20 protein-coding genes are annotated in these 19781 nt (G+C 47.3%); 12 read left to right on the forward strand and 8 right to left on the reverse strand.

Annotation, left to right across the window (positions count from 1 at the left end; genetic code table 11):
- Positions 1–8: 8 nt before the first annotated feature.
- The gene (uvrB, locus tag SYN_RS11290; RefSeq protein ID WP_041585041.1) at positions 9–2015 is read right to left on the reverse strand and encodes an excinuclease ABC subunit UvrB; all 2007 of its coding nucleotides are present in this window, start codon (positions 2013–2015) and stop codon (positions 9–11) included.
- A gap of 246 nt (positions 2016–2261) precedes the next feature.
- Entirely contained in the window at positions 2262–3800 is a 1539-nt protein-coding gene (locus SYN_RS11295; protein WP_158302973.1) for an ATP-binding cassette domain-containing protein, read from the reverse strand.
- A gap of 191 nt (positions 3801–3991) precedes the next feature.
- On the opposite strand from SYN_RS11295, the gene SYN_RS11300 reads away from it, so the two are divergent.
- Positions 3992–4786 carry an alpha/beta hydrolase gene (locus SYN_RS11300; protein ID WP_011418272.1) on the forward strand — a complete coding sequence of 265 codons (795 nt, stop codon included), beginning with the start codon at positions 3992–3994 and terminating at the stop codon, positions 4784–4786.
- A 72-nt stretch (positions 4787–4858) separates the two neighbouring features.
- Positions 4859–5383 (forward strand): gamma carbonic anhydrase family protein, encoded by a 525-nt coding sequence (locus SYN_RS11305; protein ID WP_011418273.1) that lies wholly within the window; start codon positions 4859–4861, stop codon positions 5381–5383.
- A gap of 84 nt (positions 5384–5467) precedes the next feature.
- On the opposite strand, the gene SYN_RS11310 is transcribed toward SYN_RS11305, so the two are convergent.
- From SYN_RS11310 to SYN_RS11325, 3 genes are all read right to left on the reverse strand, one after another.
- The gene (locus tag SYN_RS11310; protein WP_011418274.1) at positions 5468–5794 is read right to left on the reverse strand and encodes a hypothetical protein; all 327 of its coding nucleotides are present in this window, start codon (positions 5792–5794) and stop codon (positions 5468–5470) included.
- A 969-nt stretch (positions 5795–6763) separates the two neighbouring features.
- A complete protein-coding gene (locus SYN_RS11320) occupies positions 6764–7537 on the reverse strand; it encodes a DUF169 domain-containing protein (protein WP_041585042.1) in 774 nt (257 codons plus the stop codon).
- A gap of 35 nt (positions 7538–7572) precedes the next feature.
- On the reverse strand, positions 7573–8418 hold the full coding sequence (locus SYN_RS11325; protein WP_011418278.1) for a PHP domain-containing protein: 846 nt from the start codon (positions 8416–8418) through the stop codon (positions 7573–7575).
- 282 nt (positions 8419–8700) lie between these two features.
- Here SYN_RS11325 and SYN_RS11330 point away from each other — a divergent pair, with 282 nt between their 5' ends.
- From SYN_RS11330 to SYN_RS11375, 8 genes are all read left to right on the forward strand, one after another.
- Positions 8701–9066, forward strand: a complete 366-nt coding sequence (locus SYN_RS11330) for a DUF488 family protein, N3 subclade (protein WP_011418280.1) — start codon at positions 8701–8703, stop codon at positions 9064–9066.
- 201 nt (positions 9067–9267) lie between these two features.
- A complete protein-coding gene (locus SYN_RS11335) occupies positions 9268–9642 on the forward strand; it encodes a hypothetical protein (protein WP_011418281.1) in 375 nt (124 codons plus the stop codon).
- A gap of 187 nt (positions 9643–9829) precedes the next feature.
- Positions 9830–10153 (forward strand): hypothetical protein, encoded by a 324-nt coding sequence (locus tag SYN_RS11340; RefSeq protein WP_011418282.1) that lies wholly within the window; start codon positions 9830–9832, stop codon positions 10151–10153.
- A 921-nt stretch (positions 10154–11074) separates the two neighbouring features.
- The gene (locus SYN_RS11345) at positions 11075–11359 is read left to right on the forward strand and encodes a hypothetical protein (protein WP_041585044.1); all 285 of its coding nucleotides are present in this window, start codon (positions 11075–11077) and stop codon (positions 11357–11359) included.
- A 71-nt stretch (positions 11360–11430) separates the two neighbouring features.
- A complete protein-coding gene (locus SYN_RS11350; protein WP_011418285.1) occupies positions 11431–11802 on the forward strand; it encodes a hypothetical protein in 372 nt (123 codons plus the stop codon).
- Between the two features lie 601 nt (positions 11803–12403).
- The gene (locus SYN_RS11360; RefSeq protein ID WP_011418288.1) at positions 12404–12865 is read left to right on the forward strand and encodes a hypothetical protein; all 462 of its coding nucleotides are present in this window, start codon (positions 12404–12406) and stop codon (positions 12863–12865) included.
- 80 nt (positions 12866–12945) lie between these two features.
- Positions 12946–13221, forward strand: coding sequence for a hypothetical protein (locus SYN_RS11365; protein WP_011418289.1), 276 nt, complete (start codon positions 12946–12948; stop codon positions 13219–13221).
- 578 nt (positions 13222–13799) lie between these two features.
- On the forward strand, positions 13800–14255 hold the full coding sequence (locus SYN_RS11375) for a hypothetical protein (protein WP_011418291.1): 456 nt from the start codon (positions 13800–13802) through the stop codon (positions 14253–14255).
- A gap of 164 nt (positions 14256–14419) precedes the next feature.
- On the opposite strand, the gene SYN_RS11380 is transcribed toward SYN_RS11375, so the two are convergent.
- Positions 14420–14965: an LA_2272 family surface repeat-containing protein gene (locus tag SYN_RS11380; protein ID WP_011418292.1), complete on the reverse strand. Its 546-nt coding sequence runs from the start codon at positions 14963–14965 to the stop codon at positions 14420–14422.
- 68 nt (positions 14966–15033) lie between these two features.
- Entirely contained in the window at positions 15034–16041 is a 1008-nt protein-coding gene (locus tag SYN_RS15405) for an endonuclease/exonuclease/phosphatase family protein (protein WP_011418293.1), read from the reverse strand.
- 280 nt (positions 16042–16321) lie between these two features.
- Here SYN_RS15405 and SYN_RS11390 point away from each other — a divergent pair, with 280 nt between their 5' ends.
- Complete coding sequence (locus tag SYN_RS11390) at positions 16322–17530, forward strand: SLC13 family permease (RefSeq protein ID WP_011418294.1); 1209 nt, start codon at positions 16322–16324, stop codon at positions 17528–17530.
- 262 nt (positions 17531–17792) lie between these two features.
- On the opposite strand, the gene SYN_RS11395 is transcribed toward SYN_RS11390, so the two are convergent.
- The gene (locus tag SYN_RS11395; RefSeq protein WP_011418295.1) at positions 17793–18596 is read right to left on the reverse strand and encodes a cytidylate kinase family protein; all 804 of its coding nucleotides are present in this window, start codon (positions 18594–18596) and stop codon (positions 17793–17795) included.
- Between the two features lie 461 nt (positions 18597–19057).
- On the opposite strand from SYN_RS11395, the gene SYN_RS17095 reads away from it, so the two are divergent.
- Positions 19058–19510 carry a surface-adhesin E family protein gene (locus tag SYN_RS17095; RefSeq protein ID WP_041585046.1) on the forward strand — a complete coding sequence of 151 codons (453 nt, stop codon included), beginning with the start codon at positions 19058–19060 and terminating at the stop codon, positions 19508–19510.
- Positions 19511–19781: the final 271 nt, after the last annotated feature.

Below are 19781 nucleotides of genomic sequence, written 5' to 3' on the forward strand. Positions count from 1 at the left end.
GGTCAAGATCACACCGCAGGGTTTCCCATCTCCATTTTCAGATCGGTCAGGGCCTTGATCTGATCCCTCAAGCGCGCGGCTTTTTCGAACTCCAGTCTTTTCGCCGCCTCCTTCATCTCCCCTTTCAACTGCCGAATCGTCTTCTCCAGATCCGTATCCGATAAATAAACCTGCTTTTCCTCGGAAACAACCGGCACCGACACATAATCCGCCTCGTAGATGGAGCTCAGGATGTTGTCGATGGATTTTTTGATGGACTCGGGGGTGATGGAATGCTCCCGATTATACCGCTCCTGAAGAGCCCGCCGGCGGCGGGTTTCATCCAGACAGGCCTGAATGGAACGGGTGATCGTATCTGCATACATGATCACCTGGCCGCCGACATTCCGCGCCGCCCGGCCGCTGGTCTGGATGAGGGAGCGCTCCGAACGGAGGAAGCCTTCCTTGTCCGCGTCCAGGATCGCCACCAGCGACACCTCGGGGATATCGAGCCCCTCCCGCAGGAGATTGACGCCGACCAGGACATCGAATTCCCCCAGTCGCAGATCCCGGATGATGCTTACCCGTTCCAGGGTCTGAACGTCGGAATGAAGATACTTCACCTTCACCCCCAATCCTTCGTAATAGGTCGACAGGTTCTCCGCCATCCGCTTGGTCAGGGTGGTCACGAGCACCCGCTCCTTCTTTTCCGCTCGCCGGCGGATTTCAGTCAGGAGATCATCCACCTGTCCGGTTACGGGGCGGACGATAATCTCCGGATCCATCAACCCCGTGGGCCGTATGATCTGTTCCACCACGTGGGGCCCGGCCTTTTTGATTTCATAGGCCGCGGGTGTCGCCGAGATATACAGCCGCTGCTGGGGGAACTTTTCGTATTCCTCGAATCTCAACGGCCGGTTGTCCAGGGCCGACGGAAGGCGGAACCCGTAATTGACGAGAGTCTCCTTTCGGGACCGGTCACCGCGGTACATCCCGATCAGCTGGGGAACGGTAACGTGACTCTCGTCGAGGATGATCAGGGCGTCCTTCGGGAGGTATTCCACCAGGGTGGGAGGCGGTTCGCCGGGAGCCCGGCCGGTGAGGTGGCGGGAATAATTTTCGATGCCCTGGCAGTAACCCATTTCCTCCATCATCTCGATGTCGAAATTCGTACGCTGTTCCAGGCGCTGCGCCTCCAGCAGTTTGTTTGCCGCGTGCAGCTCTGCCAGTCTGCCCTGCAGTTCCTCCCGGATTGCCGCAATGGCCCGGTTGAGGTTGTCCCGCGTGGTTACATAATGGCTCCCCGGATAGACGGCAATCCGCTCCAGGGAATGAAGCTTCTTCCCCCGCAGAGGATCCACGAAGGACAGGGCGTCCACGACATCGCCGAAAAATTCCACACGGATCGCCCGGTCTTCTTCATAGGGCGGAAAAATCTCCACCACATCGCCCCGGACGCGAAAAGAGCCCCGATGGAAGTCAACATCGTTCCGCTCATATTGAATGTCCACCAGCCTTCTCAGCATCATTTCCCGGGACAGCTCCATTCCTGCCTCCAGTTCCAGCAGCAGGCCCTGGTAAGCCTCGGGAGAACCCAGTCCGTAGATGCAGGAGACACTGGCCACAATGATCACATCCCGGCGATCCAGGAGGGAATGGGTCGCCGCGTGGCGCAGTTTGTCGATGTCCTCATTGATCGAGGAGTCCTTCTCGATGTAGGTGTCCGTGCTGGGGATGTAGGCCTCGGGCTGATAATAGTCGTAATAACTGACGAAGTATTCGACGGCGTTATCCGGAAAAAGGCTTTTGAACTCACCATAGAGCTGGGCGGCCAGGGTCTTGTTGGGGGCGATGATCAGGGCCGGTTTCTGCACCGCTTCGATCACGTTGGCGATCGTAAAGGTTTTTCCCGATCCGGTCACGCCCACCAGAACCTGGTGAGGCAGGCCCAGCCGCAAGCCATCCGCCAGTTTCTCGATCGCCTGGGGCTGATCTCCCCGAGGTTTGAACTCCGTCACGATACGAAAGGGCTTCATGGCGCTTTGCTCCTGCAAATTACCTGAATTTCCATGGAAATCAAATCCCTGTATATCATCAGGCCGACGGCATTCCCACTTCAATTTGAGATGACGATTACGGGATTATGAAAGGTTTGTTTTTACGGATGCGCCGAAAGTCATCCACCGTCCGTCCAGAGGGAAGCTGGCTGATACTCCTTTGTAAATCGTTTCATGATCCGGTCAGATTTTTCCAGCAGAGAGATGTTTCAGGATAAATTCCGATTACGCCCGGATTTCCCATCTTTCCCTGCCGAGCCTGAGGACGTGCTGAATGCAGGGAATCATTTCCGCTTCCTGGTGGGTAACATAGATCATCGCCGCCGAGGTCTTCCTGCCGATTTCCTCCATAAGCGCCAGAACCATCTGCCGGTTTGAGAGGTCCAGTCCCTGGCAGGGTTCGTCAAGAATCAGCAGCTCGGGCGATTTAATCATGGCCCGCGCGATGAGGATCAGGCGCTTCTCCCCGTAAGAAAGCTGATTGAACGGCCTTTCGGCGTAATCACTCATCCCGACGCAGTTCAGCCACTGGTCGGCAAGGGCTGACTGTTCCGCGGTCACCTTCCTGTACAGGCCGATCGAGTCAAAAAATCCGGACAGCGCCACATCCCGGACGCGAACCGATTTGCGGTACCGAAGCTGGAGTTCGGGAGAAACCAGTCCGATCCTGCGCCTGATCTCCCAGATGCTTTCACCTTCGCCTCGTTTATGACCGAAAAATCTGACTTCATTGGCGTAAACCTGAAGGTTGTCTCCGGTGATCAGCGACAGGAGGGTTGTTTTTCCTGATCCGTTGGGTCCGACGACAGTCCACTTCTCACCGCGCCGGACGCTCCATGTCAGCCGGTCCAGAACGACCACATCGCCGTATGCGACATGAACATTTTTCATCTCGATGAGAATGTCGGCGCTCGAACCGGTCCCGGTCGCCGCCGCGGGAATCGGCCGGGCAAGGGGAGGTAGTTCTGTCGGGCTCCCGGAAAAGGGGTTCATCGACTCGGAGGCCATTACCTCCTCCCGCCTTCCGACTTCGGAGACGCGTCCATCCCGGATCAAAAGGACATGGGAAATGCCGGCGATGATCTCCTCCAGGCGCTGTGTAATGAGGACGATTTGTGTTCCTTTTGCCATCAGATCGGTGATCGCGCGGCCCAGGGATTCGCGGCTCGCGACGTCGAGACCCGCAAAGGGTTCGTCGAGAATCAGAATCTTTGGAGCGGACAGCAGGGCACTGGTGATCAGCACTTTGCGCATCTCCCCGTTGGAGAGGGCCCTGATGCTCCGGTTCAGCAGGGGCCGGATGCCCATGATGTCGTCAAAATCTTTCCCCGCACCTCCTCCTTCGAGATCAAGGCCCAGCATCTCCCCCGCTGTCATGGCATGCCCTTTGCCGCTGAAGAAGCGGGTATACTCGAACCAGTCTTCACGCAACAGGAGTTCCTCCAGAAGCTCGAAGGAGAGATAACCTATCCTCTCCGCCACCGCTTCCGGCACATGTCGAATCACCTCTCCCCGGACATAGGGGACATTCCCTTTGATGACTCCTGCCAGAACGGATTTCCCCGAACCGTTCGCACCCAGTATCGCCCAGTTCTGACCGGCGCGGATTTCCCAGAACGTATCGGGCAGAAGAAAGGCACTCCCTTTGCGCAGCGTGATGCCCCGCATCGAAATCAGAGGCTTTTCCATTTCATTTTTTTCCCTGTCCATGGTCCGCTCGACTTTTTTCCGGAAATCGTCCCGCAACTCCCTTGCCGATTCCATATTTTTCCAGTGAAATTCAATATTAAAGATTGCGGGAAAGAAAGATTCTTTAAATTTAACATAAGAGGGATTCATCACCTTGTAAGTTCAATCAAGATATTCGAACAAGATGCTTCCCCAAACGGAAATAAAAATTTATACTTGGAAAAACCGAAACTCTTATTAACACAAGTCAGAAATAGAGGAAAATCATGATTGACTATACCGAGATTGACGGGAATCCCGAGTTAAGAGCCCTGATATTTTATCCGCGCAGGGGAATGGATGCCTGCCCGTCTTATGCGTCTGACTCGCTTGTCCGGGTTGCCGATGATATCGTCATATCCTGCCGTTTTTATTCCGGCGATTCCGCGAACCCCTGGATTCTCTATTTTCATGGCAATGGGGAGATATCCAGTGATTATGATGACATCGCGCCATTTTATCTACAGAAGAATCTCAATGTGGTTGTGGCGGATTACCGCGGTTACGGCTTGAGTTCCGGAACGCCCACTCTAATGGATCTGTTGAAGGATTGTCACCCGATTTTTTCTTCTGTTCGCAAGGAACTTTTCCAGCGGGGATATACCGGAAAGCTTTGGCTGATGGGCCGATCCCTGGGCAGCCTTTCCGCTCTCGAACTCGCCTCTTCATCTCCTGACGAGATTAAGGGCCTCATACTTGAGAGCGGTTTCGCGAGCATCGTTTCGATTTTGAGGCATCTTTTTAGTACTCTGCTTCCTGATGATGAAGGTCTCGCCGAACGAATCGAAAAGGAAGCGCTGGCACAGGCGGGAAGAATTTTTCTGCCCGCTCTGGTGATCCATGGCGATCGGGACACTCTGGTTCCTTTTCAGGAAGCCAGGAAGCTTTACGATGCCCTGGGTTCCTCTCAAAAACAACTCCTCGTTATCCCCGACGCCGATCACAACTCCACCATTTTTTCTGATCCCGGTCTCTATTTTGGTGCAATTTCAGAGTTTGTTTCAGGAAAAGAAAGCGAGTAAAAACAGCGTGAAAACCAAGACGATGTAATCCCATAATTTTTAGAAATTTGCCGCTTCCGGAGTGAACTCATCATGCCGATCTATGAATTTGCGGGGAAAAAACCGATCATTGCCTCTGATACCTTTGTACATCCGACTGCCGCCATCATAGGCGATGTCACAATAGGCAGTTCCTGCTACATAGCGCCGAGTGCCGTTATCCGAGGTGATTTCGGACAAATCATCATTGGCGATTGTTCAAGCATCCAGGATAATTCAACGATTCATGTAAATGAGGGAGGCACGGTTGCAATCGGGCGGAATGTCATTGTCGGTCATAACGTCGTTCTCCACGATGTCACACTCCATGATGAATGTGTGGTCGGAATGGGAGCAGTGCTGTTATCGAATGTGGTCTGCGAGAAGGGTGTCGTGATAGCTGCCGGATCGCTTGTGCCTCAGGGCATGAAGATTCCGTCTGCTAAACTGGCGATGGGTAATCCCGCAAGGATCATAAAAGACGTTTCACCGGAACTGGAGGCCTATGTAACCGCAGGGATCAAGCAATACAAAGAACTCACCCGCCTTTATCTCCAGACGATGAAAGAGATTCGCTGATTTTTTTCGCGTTGAATAATACAGGAATGAAGATGCCCTTGATCGTAAAATGAAAATGAGAGAAATAAAAATTATTCCTGTAAATTAAGATAAGATTTTCGCAATCATAATCAATACCATGACTCCCATGTACAACCCGCCCGCCATCGTCATGAGATTCTGTGTCCTGGCAAGCCTGACAGACTCAGTCGGTGTTGGATAGCCGTTCATAGTATAACTTTCCGGGGCATCGGCCGGATCGGCCATAATGACAACCTTGCAACAGGGACAGCGAAAATACAGTTTTCCGGAACGGGGGTCACGTCCTTCGAGGGTAAATACACCCGCAATCGATTCAGTAGTTTCAGTCCCGGGAATTTCTCTCGAACCTTCATGGCCGCAGTGTGAACACCAAATCCTTTTTGAAATCATCTAAAGATTCCACTCCTCCTCATGACAGCAAACATTCTGCCCGGTCCTCTTCAGCATGTCCACGGCAGGTCACTTTTGTTGAAGGGCTTTCGTCACTGTGAGCAGGGAAGCCTTTTGCAGTTGAGACCACTGTTGGGACAATGTATGTTGCTGCTTTCAAGATCGTACATTTCGACGGGCAACTTATTACCGTAAGTCATTACGATCAATAGGGGGAGTGTGATAAACTTCACTGATATTTCAGGTGGGATGGTGATATTTTTCACACAGGGGATCAGAAAAAATTGTCGGAAATAAAATTTCTCCCTCATCGGGGTCATGTCCACGGTCGGGAAACATATCCGCTGTGGCCTTGGAGCAGACAATCCCGATAATTTTCCTCGACCGCTCATGCCCGCGGCATGAACAGCGAATTATTGTTGAAATCATTTAAGGTTCCAAGGTTCCTGCTTTTTGACAATAAACATTCTGTTCACTGTCTTCTTCAGCAGAGTGTTCCTCAAATCAACGAATTACCAGAGGGAAGAGAGCGGGATTTTAATCACCCCATGAATATCATGATGAATAATCACAAAATCGTCCTGAACTTTGAGAAGATGGGCATTTCTCATTCGAACATTTGGCTCATTAAAGCGAAGACTGTAATGGACATTATTCTCAGACCTACAAAGTGTTCCTCTTCTCCCGATTAACGTTTTCAAATATTCTTTGTAATTCAATATCAACCCTCCAGTACGGTAACCATGAACCGTTTTCGTTAAAGCGCCTGATCACCGCGGCAAACAGCGCATCCCCTTAAACGTTGAATTGGCTGTGGTTTTCAGCATAACGCACATCGCGACCTGTTCCTGTCGCTTCAGCGGCTCTATAATGACATAAGAAAAAAGCAATGCAATACGGATCGATTACGGACGTTATAACAGCGAAATACTGACATTAAAGCGGAGAGACAATCGGGATGATGAGAAGTTATTTATCGTTTGATTTAGCATGCTCCTTTTTTATTCTTGTCTTTACTTTATTCCAGGACCTGGTGATCAAAAAGCTTTCGTCCATATTGCCAACCATTCTGACGAATTTCGGCCAGGGAACAGCAAAGGTCAATACATTCGAAGGCACACAGGGACGCGCCGAGACATCAAACATTCCCAATACGGAACGGGGGTCAGGGGAGTTAAGTTCTTTATAGGGATAATCCACAATAGACGCGCATCCTGCACCAAAAGGAGCAATGACCCCATGAGGATGGGTTTCATCAAAATTAGCCAGCGTAAAAAGCCCGGAAAGGACATCCGGAGCAGCGAAAAAGATGACGACTGAAGGTATGTCCGCGTTCTCCATCTGATCCCACCTTTTGAAGATGATATAATTCCCCGGCGCCTTCAAAGGCTGCTGATGTTTCAAGTGTTCTTTAACAAGTTCCGGAGATTTCTTGTACCGTTCTCCCTCTATTTTCCCTGGGATGCCACAGGAAAGAAAGTATTCGAAATCAGGCGTCAACTTACTTTCGAAACCAAGGTATCGTTTACCCCCAAAGCAGCCGATGGCGTTGTTGTCAAAACACTGCGGTTTCCCTTTCCTGACTTTTGCCAGATCTCCAATGATGCAACGATGTCTTTTGGGCGGTTTCGCCATAAATTTTGTTTCCGCCGAATCGGTATAATAAAATCCAATCGGTAATTCAGCGCCCGGGAAATATCTGCTCCAGCTTTGCATGAATTTTTTTTGAAACTCAGCTTCCATGACTTTCCTCCTTGCCTCCTTGATCACAGCGTCGATCAAGTTTTGTTTTGAGAAATTTTCTGAAGAAGCGGCTGAGAACAACTTTCCGGCACCGGTCTGCGGTGACCGTAATAGCCGAGACATGCGCCGTTATCCCCGTGAAAATCACTGCCTCCCGTTGCGATAAGGCGATGCCGTCGAGCCAATTCAAGAAACAGTCTTACATCCTGATTGTCATGCAGGGACGCATAAACCTCGATGCCAGCCAGTCCGTGACTTACACACATTTGAATGATTCGTTCATATTCTTCGTGATTTTCACCATTCAGAGATTTAGGATGAGCCAGTACGGATAAGCCGCCCGCATTGTTTATAAGCTCGCATGCCGATTCAAGGGAAAGTTTCTCTTTGGGAACATATCCCGGCATGCCCTCATTTAGATATGTTTTACAGGCGACGTTAAAATTGGAGGCATATCTCTTTCTCACAAGGACGCGCGCCACATGAGCCTTGCCGGGCGCATCGCCCTGCGATTCGTTCTGGAGGTCCTCATGGGTTAAATTCAGCCCATATCTCTTCAATCGTTCAATAATCCGGAATATCCGCTCTTCGCGTATGGTTCTCAGTTGCGCGAGCTTGTTTCTGAAATTCTCATTTTTATATTGAATTCCATAGCCAAGAAGATGAAAATCCCCCTTTGGAAAGGCTACGGATAACTCTATGGCAGGAATGAGGCATATGCCCTCTTTTTCCGCGGCTCCCGCCGCCTCGTCAAGGCCGTTCACCGTATCATGATCGGCAATGGCCAGAACGGCAATGCCCTTTCGAGACGCCTGTCTGATAACATTGGATGGAGTCACCACACCATCTGAAGCAGTGGTGTGGCAGTGAAGATCTATCATGAAACCTGTTTTCCTCTTGTCTTCAATTTTGATAATAAGAATCTACAGAAATGATCCTTTATTGTCGATCATTTCTTTAATCCAATCTCTTGAAAGGCAGAAGGCAGTTAAAATGTTCGATGTAAAATTCGAGGAGAAATTGCGTGTTGTAAAGCTGTTCCGGTAACGCTACACTATCCCGCAAAAAATAAAAGAAAAGGATAAGCTCAATTCAAAAGACAGATCATTTTTTGTGCAGTTCGCCGGAAAACGCATAAGAATGCAACTGCAGGGGGGTAACATTTGAACACATCATTTTACAAATCTGATCGGGTGCACTGGGGGATAGAACTCGTCAGGGTATCAAACATTCCTCCGTGGTGGCTTTATTTTTCCCGCCCCTGGCTGAGGGGAATCCGTACATATAAACCACTTTACCCTCCCAAAGACTTGTATTGGGACTATCTGAACGGGAAAATATCAGATGAGCAATATCGGATTCGTTATCATATAAAGGTGTTAAGCAAGTTGAACCCTGAAAAGGTTTATCAGGACCTGGGACAGGACACTACAATCCTGTGTTTTTGTAAACAGGGAAACTTCTGTCATCGGGAGGTCATTGCCGAATGGTTTTATGATCATCTGGGAATTGAAGTGCCGGAACTGTAATTTGAACAACTAATCCTTCCTCTTATCCCTTTCGGCAAATTATTATTCCAGGTAATAATTTTCGCAGTAAAAAATCAGAATTGACCCGATTGCAGGCCTCTATGTCGTCTTGTATATATAAGTCAGAAGACACAAAAAGTTGAGCACTTCAATACCCTTGGACACTTACGAAAAGAAATCTGCTCATCGGGAAGGTAAAAGATGATGGGAGAATACGACTTTGAGGAATGTTACCAATACTGGATAGCAATGCGCCACAAGCCCCTGATGATCGGGCAGAAAATTTCTGCCGGTTTATTTGACGACGGCGGAGAAAAGATTGGAATTATTTTCAATATAGAAGGCGAACAAATACCGGAAAGCATTGTGGTGTTGCATGTTTTCAATAAATATTCGAAAATGAAGGAAGATTTGAGAATAGGCGGAAACGCCCTCTTTGACGTGGTCTGGCAGGATGGGGGCATCAGCTCGATACCGGAGCGGTATATTCGCAACTATGGAGGAGTGATGCTTATTCCCGAAATAGCCGATTCCAACGAAATCGAACAGGCACTGAAAATTGGTTTCTCCGCATGATGCAAAAATTCCCGCAACTGTAACCATGTCTTCGTAATCTTGCCATAGATCAAGAAAGCAGGAGTAATGAAAAGAGCGAAATCATGTTGCTGAAAATGACCCCGTGACATGCCGGGTCATCGGCAACATGAAGGCGCGGGGTTGGAATTCCATATTATGATGGAAGGAAATTGAAAGGAGTATTGTCATGGTTAAGTTATTCCTGATCGGAATCGCTTTGGTTGCCCTTACCGGCGCCGGCATAGCAGCAGAACCGGGTTATGATACAGAAGCTCTTAACAGCCAGGCGGATCGGATTGAAGGCGATACCAGAAAAAGCATCAATAAGGCAGTCGCCCCCGATGAGGTCTACCAGATTATAGGGAAAGCACAAATGGATTACTCCCGGATGCTGATTCGACAGAATAGTGAAATAATACGGCAGAACAGTGAAATGATTAGACAGAATAATGAGTTGATTCGGCAGAACAATGAAGTGATCCGACTTCTGCGCAATCAACCCAGAAAATGACACCCGGTTTGTGCATTCTTTCCATCAGAGACGCTATAGCACTAAAAATCAAACATGAGATTTTGTGGCTTTATCAGGAAGATCAGCACAATTCAAAATTTCCTGGAATTTACAAAACAGGACGGTTAATGGAGGATTTTTGAAAGAAAATCAATATGGTCAACGCTATAATGCGGAGTCTCGCGAAGCAGAACGATGAATTCGTCGCAGCCATTCGTTCTCCGCCACTGATCGGGAGATTCCTCGGATTTTCTCCTGCTCACCGGATCCCATTGTATCGCGCCCTGTCGCCATGAATGCTTTGCTTATTGATTGACATGCTTTGTATGCCGGAAAGTCACCCTAAGATTGTTTTGGAAAAGCTTTTTACAGTTACAGAATAAATAAAAGTCGCTTTGCACTTGCACGATTGCCTGCAAAGAAAAAATATTTAAACAAATTTGATGTCACATTTTGAGAGCAAACAATGCAGATTGACTACAGGAACGACCTCATCCGCAAAATGGGATCAGGTTATGTTATATTGAATTAAGTCGGATTCTTCAGGGTTTTCTATAGGACATCGCTTCCAGTTTTCTTCAATCATCCTTCAATAATTGTCTCAGCTATACCTTCTTCAATGATCATTCGCCTTCGGATGACCGCCTAAAAAACAAGATTATCCGGCAGGCGATTCGGAAATTCCCAATAATATCCGCGTAAAATCGAGCTACGGTTCATCAAGGTGAAACATATCACAATATTGCCATGGCTTTTCTGTGAAGCATATCACTCTGGCCCTATTGATAATGTTCACCATCGGTAATAAGTTGATTTCCAAGAGGGGCAAACATTGAAGCGACAGGATGAATTGCCTCGATGGAATCTGGATGAGGAATAGATATTTCTTTCCAGCATCGGGATAGAAAGGAGACAATGAAAATGAAAACAAAGGTGACCCCCACGAAGCGGGAATTAGCCCAATATAAGGCTCTGATTGACGTTGGTCTGACAGCGAATGCCGTTGCCGTCAGGTTGGAAAGAGATCCGAAAACCGTGAGAAAATATCTTCGCTCTGATGTTTATAGAGACCCGGAAATAAAGGCAATGGTCGACAAGATCAAAAAGAAGGAAATCGCTTACCTGTACTTCCTTGGGAGTAAATCCAGACAGCAGCAGAGAGAACGGTTTACTGACGGCGGCGCCTCCAGAGCCGCGTTCACATAATAAACTGAAGGTCTATTCCTTGAAGGAATTTCAGCTCACTGGAAAATAACAGCAAGCGGAGGAAATCAAGCATGAAATTGATAGAGTTGGCTAAACAAATGGATGAAGTGCGGGATTGGACCTGGGATGCAGAGTCTTACGTTAAATTTGCTATGAGTCCTCTCGAAAAAGCCATCAAGGAAATGTTGAATGATGATCCCCGCAAGAATGCTCTATTGGCCTTATTAAACTCCGGCAATGAAAAAATTCACGAAATGGCGGATCGTATTCAAACCGATATCGGCACTTTAAAAATCAGGACCAGCGGCTGGGATTCAGGCTGTTTTCGCAGAGAAAGAGTCATTGCTGCTTATATTGAGCGGGCAGATAAACCATCCTCTCCGAGTGCGAAGAAAGCACCTCACTTATTTATTGAACGAAGGCGTTACAAGCGGGAGAAATGATATTAAGTCCCTGATATTCATTATTGAAACCCGATCCATAGCGGCTTTGCAGGCTATTGCCGTCCTGCAGACGAGAAGATCTCGTTGATTTTAAGGTATCTCTCAACGGGATAAACATTTTATTAATGTCAGGAATTTTGAATACGGGAAAACATGACTATGACAAAATCCATAAAAAAGAAAGCCATCCCAAGACTCCGCAGGATTAGATACTTCGGTTTAAACGATTCCATACTCAGGAATAAAACGGTATTTCTGCTCCCCTGTATGAAAAACAGCAGCGATTTCAATATTGGAGAAGCCACTATTTATGACACTTTGAAACAAGACGATGAACCATAAACCTGTCCCCTGACGGAATCCCATGAGGAGAAAGAGTTCGGGATGCCGCAAGGAACAGATAAATGGTCCAGCTGTTTCCACGGCTTTATTGAGCAAGGCGGGGGCAAAATCGCCGTTCTGTTTCCCGGCCTATTATTCCACAGGTGATGGGGAGAAATTCCCCAATCCTTCCTCTTTTTCTCAATCTTCCTTCTGCTGTACAATCCCAAATTACTCGCAGTTGCAGCATGTTACTTAATTCCATGAATTTTTAAAGAAAATGGCATACAAAATGCTCATTACCGTTAAAAATCATTCATGGATAGACATGCGAGAAGTTGCGATCAGTATTATTTTTATAACCTTTATTTTCTGTTCATTGGCTTTTGCTGAGGATCGGGCAGTCAAAGTGCATTCACAATCTGAACCGGCAAAGTCAGCAATCCTGAAGGTTGTAAAGATGAGGGCAACGGGCAGGATCATTGATATTACGGACACCACGCTGAAGATTGAACGTGTTATTAAAGGAACCGTTGAACCATTTGAATTTCAATTGGAAAAACCAATAACAAAATTCAGGGTCGGCGACAAAGTTGTTGTCAGGTACATCACAAAAGATGAGAAAAACATCTTGAAAGAGATAATGCCGCAGCGGAAGCTTAATTCATCAAAAGAAATGGTGCAACCTCGAGTAAAATCGGCCGATTTGCCGCCTTTAAAAGGCTCGGCTCCCTTGAAATGAGTTTTTCCATGAATTGTCATGGATAGTAACCACTCCCTGAGGAGATGGTAAATTAAAAAAGTGGTAAAAGGAGAAAGATTATGAAGAAGGCTATGTTGTTTGTTGTTGGTTTGGTTTTCCTGTTCTCGACATCGGCGTTTGCAGTTGACAAGACTGCCCCGGCAGCGACCCCGGCAGAACCCGCCGTAAAGGCTGAGCCGGCGAAACCCGCCGCGGAGAAGAAGGAAGTAAAGAAGGCTGCCCCGAAGAAGGCAAAAAAAGTAAAGAAGGCCGCAAAGAAAGCCGCAAAACCGGCCGAAGAGAAAAAGGCTGTTCCGGCTACCCCGGCCACCCCGGCTGCTCCAGCTGCAAAATAATCTCTTGATATTTGGTTTCTGTGTAAAAAAGAGGCATGAGGTGATTATCCTTCATGCCTCTTTTTTGAAGCAATACGAAACCAGGATCAACAGTGTCAAGTGTCAATCTTTCTGGTACTTTTGTTTCGGCCAAAATTTTTATCCCAAACGTGATCCGTCACTTCTTTCGCGGTCATCTCACTAATCATTCCGCCAAGAATTTCTGACTGACCATCCTGATATTAATATTCGGATGGTAGCAATTGTAATTCCCGCGGGTATATTCTTCATAATGGCATTCAGGATATTTTCATTCTCTTCAGCTCTGTCCTGAGCTTTTCTCGCCTCTTCCAGTTCTTTGATGAGCTGCGCCTTGGTCTTGTTCTTTGTCGTCCATGGAAATTTATTTATCATTTTACTGATATAAATAAGCTACTTAGACGAAGATACAGCGATCAGTCAGGTGATTATGCAAATCATTATCATTATTCCTGAAAATTAATTCATGAATCATTCGGAATCAACTTTATTTGCAGTGATATTCGTTGAATTTTAATGGAACAAGCATAAAATAGGAATAAAAAAAGGAGGATGGAAAAATGAAAAAATTTACCTTTTTGACGGCGATGATTTTTGTCATTAGCCTCTCCCTTGTTTCTGAGTCTTTCGCCCAAACAGGAATGATGTGGAGAGGCAGCGGCGGCTGGGGAACGGGAACACCCTATGGCAGGATATATAATCCCGCAACCGTTGAAACGATTGCGGGAGAGGTCACCGGTATTGACAAGATTACTCCCTTTAGAGGTATGAACTATGGCGTTCACATGACGGTAAAAACGGATAAGGAAGTCATCTCCATTCACCTGGGACCAGGATGGTTTATTGAAAATCAGGATGTAAATATCAACAACGGGGACAAGGTCGAAGTTAAAGGCTCAAGGGTAACTTTTAATGGAAAGCCGGCAATCATTGCTGCGGAGATTAAGAAAGGTAAAGATGTATTAAAGCTTCGGGATGAAAACGGGTTTCCTGTCTGGAGCGGCTGGAGAAGATGATGCACGGAACTGAGTCAACTCAGCGGCAGCTCATAACGGCGCAGATGAAAAGGCCGTAAAAAAAGTTCGCGCGGACGGGCATTTATCCGTCCGCGCGTTTTTCTAAGTCACTTTTTCAAAATTGACGCGGGATGCACCGGGCGCCGTCAGAAAACAAAAGGCGATTAGAAACGCCAGTTGACAAAAACCATCCCGGGGGCCAGCTCGTCAGGAAATCTGGTGAACCATTGGTTTTGGGGAATAAGATTGATGAGCCCGATCTGAACCCCTGTTGTCGCTTTTGCGGCATAATTGACGAAACCAAACTGAACGCCTGTAAGATGATCCGAATAGTTCACTGCACCAGTCTGCAGACCCTTCACTGAGCCTTCCGCGTAGTTGACGATACCGGATTGCCATCCAAGAAAGCTTTTTTTCGTGTAATTAACCGGCGCCCACTGTACCCCCTTATAACTTTCTGCGTAGTTGAGGAGAAAGCCAAAGCTTAAGCCGGCGCTGTTGCCCTTAGATCCGTTGACAATTCCAATGGCCAGTGCTGTCTGTGGATTTTCGCCCCATATGCCGAGCGTCAACCCTCTGATTTCTGTATCTCTGTCGAAGACGGCAATGTCCGGAGTGAGACTCAGCTGTATCGGTTTCGATTCAGCCATTGCCATGCTGGCGACAGCCATGATGATGCCTAAACATGTAATAAAGATGATTTTTTTCATTCTTTGCCTCCTTCTTCCATGATTTTTGGAACATCTTATTTTTAATATATTCTGGAATTTCTCTCAAATTAATAGTTAATTGCCTCTTCAAAAAATGAACGTGCATCCGGTGTGCCCACATTTACAGGCAAATCGACATGGGCTAGCAGCGGAAAATGGTCGGAGGGGTAACACTTTCCCCATCGCCGTTGAATAATTTCCGCATCTATGACCCGTGCGGAACCGGAAACAAAAATATAATCGATCTTGAAACGGAAAAAATAGCTGCGATAGCCATGAAACGTAGCAATATTTCGATTGTCTGGATATTTCACCCGGAAGGTGTCCATCAAAGGAACAGGATTTAATACTTTGGCTTTTATCTTAATTTTTAAAGGAACCTCACCTTTTAAATATTGTATGGCAGCGCTCCTTTCCCGGGAATTGAAATCCCCTGTAAGAACAAGAGGCTCCGTAAAAGGCCGCTCATGGATGTGCCGGGTCAGCAATATGACACTTTTTTTACGCGCACGAAGAGAAATATGATCCAAATGGGTATTATAAAAATAAAAAGCCTGCTGAGATTTTTTTTCAACCAGCCGCGCCCAGGTGCAGATTCGTGGAATGATGTTCCCCCATCCTTTCGACGCCGGGATATCGGGTGCGTCGGACAGCCAGAAAGTGCCTTCGTCAGATATCAGAAACCGCGTGGCATCATAGAAAATGGCATTATGCAATCCTCTGCTGCCGCCCAAATTTCCAATGCCGACTTTCTCATACCCGGGAAGCATGCTGCAGACTTCAGACATTTGAAAGTCTAACGCTTCCTGCAGGCCCAGAACGTCCGGACGATATTGATTCAATATTTCTCGCACCAGATTGCGACGATATATCCAGTGATTTCTGCCGTCCTGCCTGGTTCCGCGCCGGATATTAAAACTCATGACATTCAGTTTCAAACCGATATCCGGAGATAAATCGGAAAATGAACTTTTTTTTGCTTCCTGACTTCTCAATTGGGATTGAAAGCCGGAAAGCCAATTCACTGACCAGCAAGTTTGATTGATTATTTTTTTATCAAATTTGAATATTTTCATTTAAATGTTTCTATCCTAAAAACGTAATTTCAGCATGACTCGAGATTACCCCGGTCAGAACAATAAAATTGATGACAAGCTGTCAAGCCATAGCGATCTACTTTCTATGATACAATTTATTAAAATGCCACAAAAAAGAGGGGGGTAACATGTAATAAAAAAGTCTTGAAATACCGCGACATCGCCTGTAACCAGACGACTCGAAATAATTGAATCTAAATCAATCAGGGATTGAAAAAAAATCAAGTTTACTGAAACCGTTTAAGCGATAGGATCAATAATGATCACCACAGGAATCATCCTCGGATTGACCCTTTTTGTCTTTGCTGTCGGAAAAAGTCCCGTATTCCGCATCGACAGGGCAGGGGCGGCCATTATCGGAGCAACCGCAACCATCGCCGCGGGAGCCCTGAGTTTCGACCAGGCGGCACAGGCAATTGACCATCGGACATTAGTCCTCCTGTTCTCCATGATGATCATCTCCGCTAATCTCAAACTGGGCGGCTTTTTTGAAAAGACTGGTGATTTTCTGCTCCGGGCCGCTTCCAGCAGACGGCAGCTGCTCATGGTGATCGTGATGATGAGCGGCCTTCTTTCCGCTCTGTGCATCAACGACATCGTCTGTCTGCTTTTGACGCCCATAGTCCTGACCGTCTGCCGCCGATCTGGGGCCCCTCCGCTGCCCCACCTCCTGGGAGTCGCCATGGCCTCAAACATCGGCAGCGCCGCGACCCTGGTAGGCAATCCGCAGAATATTCTGATTGCCAGCATTTCCGGCATGTCTTTCATCTCCTATTTCCTGATGGCAGCGCCTGTTGCTGTTGTAAGCCTGTTTGTAACTTATATCGTCATTGCCTTCATATTCAGAAAACACCTTGAAGGTCGTCTCGAGCATGGGGAAACGGAAAGTACAGAATACAATTCCTATGTCGTGGGCAAATCCCTTCTGGCACTGACCCTGGTTTTGACAGGTTTTCTACTCTCTCTGGACATGGCCGTCACCGCCAGCATCGGTGCGGCCTATCTATTGATTACAAGGCGAGTCTCTCCCAACAGGGTCTATGAAAGCGTTGATTTCAATCTGCTGGTCATCTTTACGGGACTGTTTGTCATTGTGGGCGGGGTTGAACACACCGGCCTCATGAAGTGGCTGATAGGGAAGAGTCCTTTTATCGATTTCGGTAATCTTGCTGTTTTCGGCGCGGCAACGGTTGTTCTATCCAACATCTTCAGCAATGTTCCGGCAGTCATGCTCCTGAAGTACTTTATGCCCCAGCAGAGTTCGGATGTCTGGTGGACGGCGCTGGCCATTTTTTCGACCATCGCGGGCAACCTGACGATTACAGGCTCCATTGCCAATCTGATTGTGGCGGAGATCGCTAAAGGCGAACGGATCCGCATCGGCTTCTGGGACTATTTCAAGGCAGGATTTCCCCTGACCGTCGTCGTCTCCGCCCTGTCCATGCTGATTCTCTGGCAGATATCATGATGATTTCGGATCACAACCCCATGACCAGATTCAGAGATATCCTGTTCGCCTCGCTGAACCGGAAGATTCTGGAATTGGAAGGACCATTGATTTAACAAAAAAGCAGTGTTGCTCGCTTTTATTCCAGAATTTCACTTGAAATTTATATCGGCGGATTGATTGCTTCTGAATGCGTTAGAGGCTGAATTGATGAAGAGGCCCAGGACGGCATTTTGATAAAAAGTCGGTACAAACCCTGTAATCGGCAATGGATGACCGGATTCTAACTTCCGGCTATCTGAATCCGGTTTTCTACAGACTCAACACCTTCCACTTTCAGTGCGGTCATTTCCGCGGCCAGTTTTTCCCGGGGATCATGCACAATCCCCGTCAACCGGACTTTTCCCGGCGCATTGACGAACGGTGAAGCGTAATTCGATGGAAAACCTGCATTCGCAAGCGCCGCTTTTACTTTTGCCGTAAGTTCCATAAGATTCAGAGGGCTCATCCCATCGCGGGAAGGGCACTGGGATTCTCTCAGACGGGCCGCGCGTAAAATCGTATCAGCCGCACTCCTTACCGTCATGTTGTCCATGTTGAGTACCATATCATACAACTCGGGATCGCCCCAGTCCCGATTGAAAGCAAACCTGATAAAACTTGAGCGCTCTTGATCGCTCTTCTCCATAATCATGACGGCGGTTTCCCTCCTGTAAACCTTCTCCAGCAGGTTTTGAACACGCTTTTCATGCGATGCGATTACCCGGACATGAAGCGCATGAGGGATGGGACGAAAAAGCATATTACCTCCCCGTCCAAGCACGACCGCGTTCCCATAACGTGAAAGGTCGTAAATTACTGTGTACAGGTGTTCGAGGCAGGTTTCTGTCTGCCATGAAAAAAGCTGTTTCAAAGGAGAAGGCGGCTTGTCATCTACCTTGCGGATATCATCCAGGAATCCCATTTCTCCCGCTTTTTTTTCGATGGCTTCTGTATCATAGAAGTCATAATGAAGTTCTTTTGCCACAAGTTTCGCTATTTCGGTTCCTTTTGTACCTAACTGTCTGGATAAAGTAATAAAGTACATGGGGCCCTCCCTGCGATGACTTTCTCCTTTTCAGTGGACATGAATGTTACGGTTTATTCTTCCCGCCCTGGAAGCGTGCCATATAATGCCATGGCAAAAAAAAACAATGCAATACGGTGTGATTACGGTCACTATATCAGTCATATACTGGGATAATGAGGGTCAAGCGGATCTGCGTTGTTCCTTTGGTTTATTTGAGGATAAGCAAAGAGGCAGGAGAGGAATTTCTCCTTTACATCCCATGAAATTTGGAAAGGGTTTGACAGTCAGTTGCCGATTTATGTAGCATACCGAATTCGATGCCCGGCATTCGTCTACTCGGAATCGCATTCTTGCATGTATGATCCCGCCGGTTGCGATTCGGGGGCTAAAAATGGTCCACTATGCAGTTAGAAAGCTGCAGGCCACAGCCAACAAATAATCTAATTTTCAGGAAAGGAAATAAAATGAATCCAAAACGAATGTTTTTTACAGGAGTTTTTATCTCATGCCTTTTTCTTGTCGGGGGACAGTCCGCTTCAGCCGAGGATTGGCGTCCCATTAAAGATTCGAATTCGTTCTTCGATGCCTCCAGAATCACTCGCGTTTCTCCATCGGTCATTCGCGCCTGGGAAAGGGTGTTCCCCGAAAGATACCCGCAAGATCCGACTTTCAGTGTTCTCCTCAGGTTTCAGATCGACTGCAGGAAACAAACAATCGGAATTGTACATCGCACCCATTACAATTCGAACGGCCGTGTGATCTATGACGCGGATTTCGAGCGGTCAGGCATTAAAATGCAAAAAGCAGTTCCTGATTCTCACGAAGAGGATATTGTTCAATCAGTTTGCGATCATGTCAACGCACCCCCGAAGAAAAAGAAAAGAGGCTGGAAGGACAGGATTTTTGGCATTTTCAAAACAGATCGTCCCTGAGCACAGATTATCAGCATCGCAGTCAACCGGTTTCTGAGCGGATTTCTCCTATCTTCGGTACGGCATCTCTCTAATAAGCGTCGCCGGAATTACGGCGTTCCCGGCACTGACGTATTGGCTGATTTTCAAAAGATAATCCCCAAAAGGGCATTGTGAATTGTAAGGCCGCCTTTTTATATCGAATAAACATTCTTTCTTTTAATCAAAAAACTAACCAGCGCACTCCCGATTTTCTCTATGCCAGTTTGCACCTGGCATAGCCTCCGTAATC

The sequence above is a fragment of the Syntrophus aciditrophicus SB genome, assembly GCF_000013405.1.
Classification (GTDB): domain Bacteria; phylum Desulfobacterota; class Syntrophia; order Syntrophales; family Syntrophaceae; genus Syntrophus; species Syntrophus aciditrophicus.

Excerpts from the sequence above, each read along its gene's own strand:
- SYN_RS11390 (WP_011418294.1), top strand. The coding sequence starts at position 16,322 with ATGATCACCACAGGAATCATCCTCGGATTGACCCTTTTTGTCTTTGCT.
- SYN_RS11380 (WP_011418292.1), bottom strand. The coding sequence starts at position 14,965 with ATGAAAAAAATCATCTTTATTACATGTTTAGGCATCATCATGGCTGTC.
- SYN_RS11360 (WP_011418288.1), top strand. The coding sequence starts at position 12,404 with ATGGCATACAAAATGCTCATTACCGTTAAAAATCATTCATGGATAGAC.
- SYN_RS11395 (WP_011418295.1), bottom strand. The coding sequence starts at position 18,596 with ATGTACTTTATTACTTTATCCAGACAGTTAGGTACAAAAGGAACCGAA.
- SYN_RS11365 (WP_011418289.1), top strand. The coding sequence starts at position 12,946 with ATGAAGAAGGCTATGTTGTTTGTTGTTGGTTTGGTTTTCCTGTTCTCG.
- SYN_RS11375 (WP_011418291.1), top strand. The coding sequence starts at position 13,800 with ATGAAAAAATTTACCTTTTTGACGGCGATGATTTTTGTCATTAGCCTC.
- SYN_RS11325 (WP_011418278.1), bottom strand. The coding sequence starts at position 8,418 with ATGATAGATCTTCACTGCCACACCACTGCTTCAGATGGTGTGGTGACT.
- SYN_RS11295 (WP_158302973.1), bottom strand. The coding sequence starts at position 3,800 with ATGGAATCGGCAAGGGAGTTGCGGGACGATTTCCGGAAAAAAGTCGAG.
- SYN_RS11300 (WP_011418272.1), top strand. The coding sequence starts at position 3,992 with ATGATTGACTATACCGAGATTGACGGGAATCCCGAGTTAAGAGCCCTG.
- SYN_RS11350 (WP_011418285.1), top strand. The coding sequence starts at position 11,431 with ATGAAATTGATAGAGTTGGCTAAACAAATGGATGAAGTGCGGGATTGG.
- SYN_RS17095 (WP_041585046.1), top strand. The coding sequence starts at position 19,058 with ATGTTTTTTACAGGAGTTTTTATCTCATGCCTTTTTCTTGTCGGGGGA.
- SYN_RS11310 (WP_011418274.1), bottom strand. The coding sequence starts at position 5,794 with ATGATTTCAAAAAGGATTTGGTGTTCACACTGCGGCCATGAAGGTTCG.
- SYN_RS11335 (WP_011418281.1), top strand. The coding sequence starts at position 9,268 with ATGATGGGAGAATACGACTTTGAGGAATGTTACCAATACTGGATAGCA.
- SYN_RS11345 (WP_041585044.1), top strand. The coding sequence starts at position 11,075 with ATGAAAACAAAGGTGACCCCCACGAAGCGGGAATTAGCCCAATATAAG.
- uvrB (WP_041585041.1), bottom strand. The coding sequence starts at position 2,015 with ATGAAGCCCTTTCGTATCGTGACGGAGTTCAAACCTCGGGGAGATCAG.
- SYN_RS11320 (WP_041585042.1), bottom strand. The coding sequence starts at position 7,537 with ATGGAAGCTGAGTTTCAAAAAAAATTCATGCAAAGCTGGAGCAGATAT.
- SYN_RS15405 (WP_011418293.1), bottom strand. The coding sequence starts at position 16,041 with ATGAAAATATTCAAATTTGATAAAAAAATAATCAATCAAACTTGCTGG.
- SYN_RS11305 (WP_011418273.1), top strand. The coding sequence starts at position 4,859 with ATGCCGATCTATGAATTTGCGGGGAAAAAACCGATCATTGCCTCTGAT.
- SYN_RS11340 (WP_011418282.1), top strand. The coding sequence starts at position 9,830 with ATGGTTAAGTTATTCCTGATCGGAATCGCTTTGGTTGCCCTTACCGGC.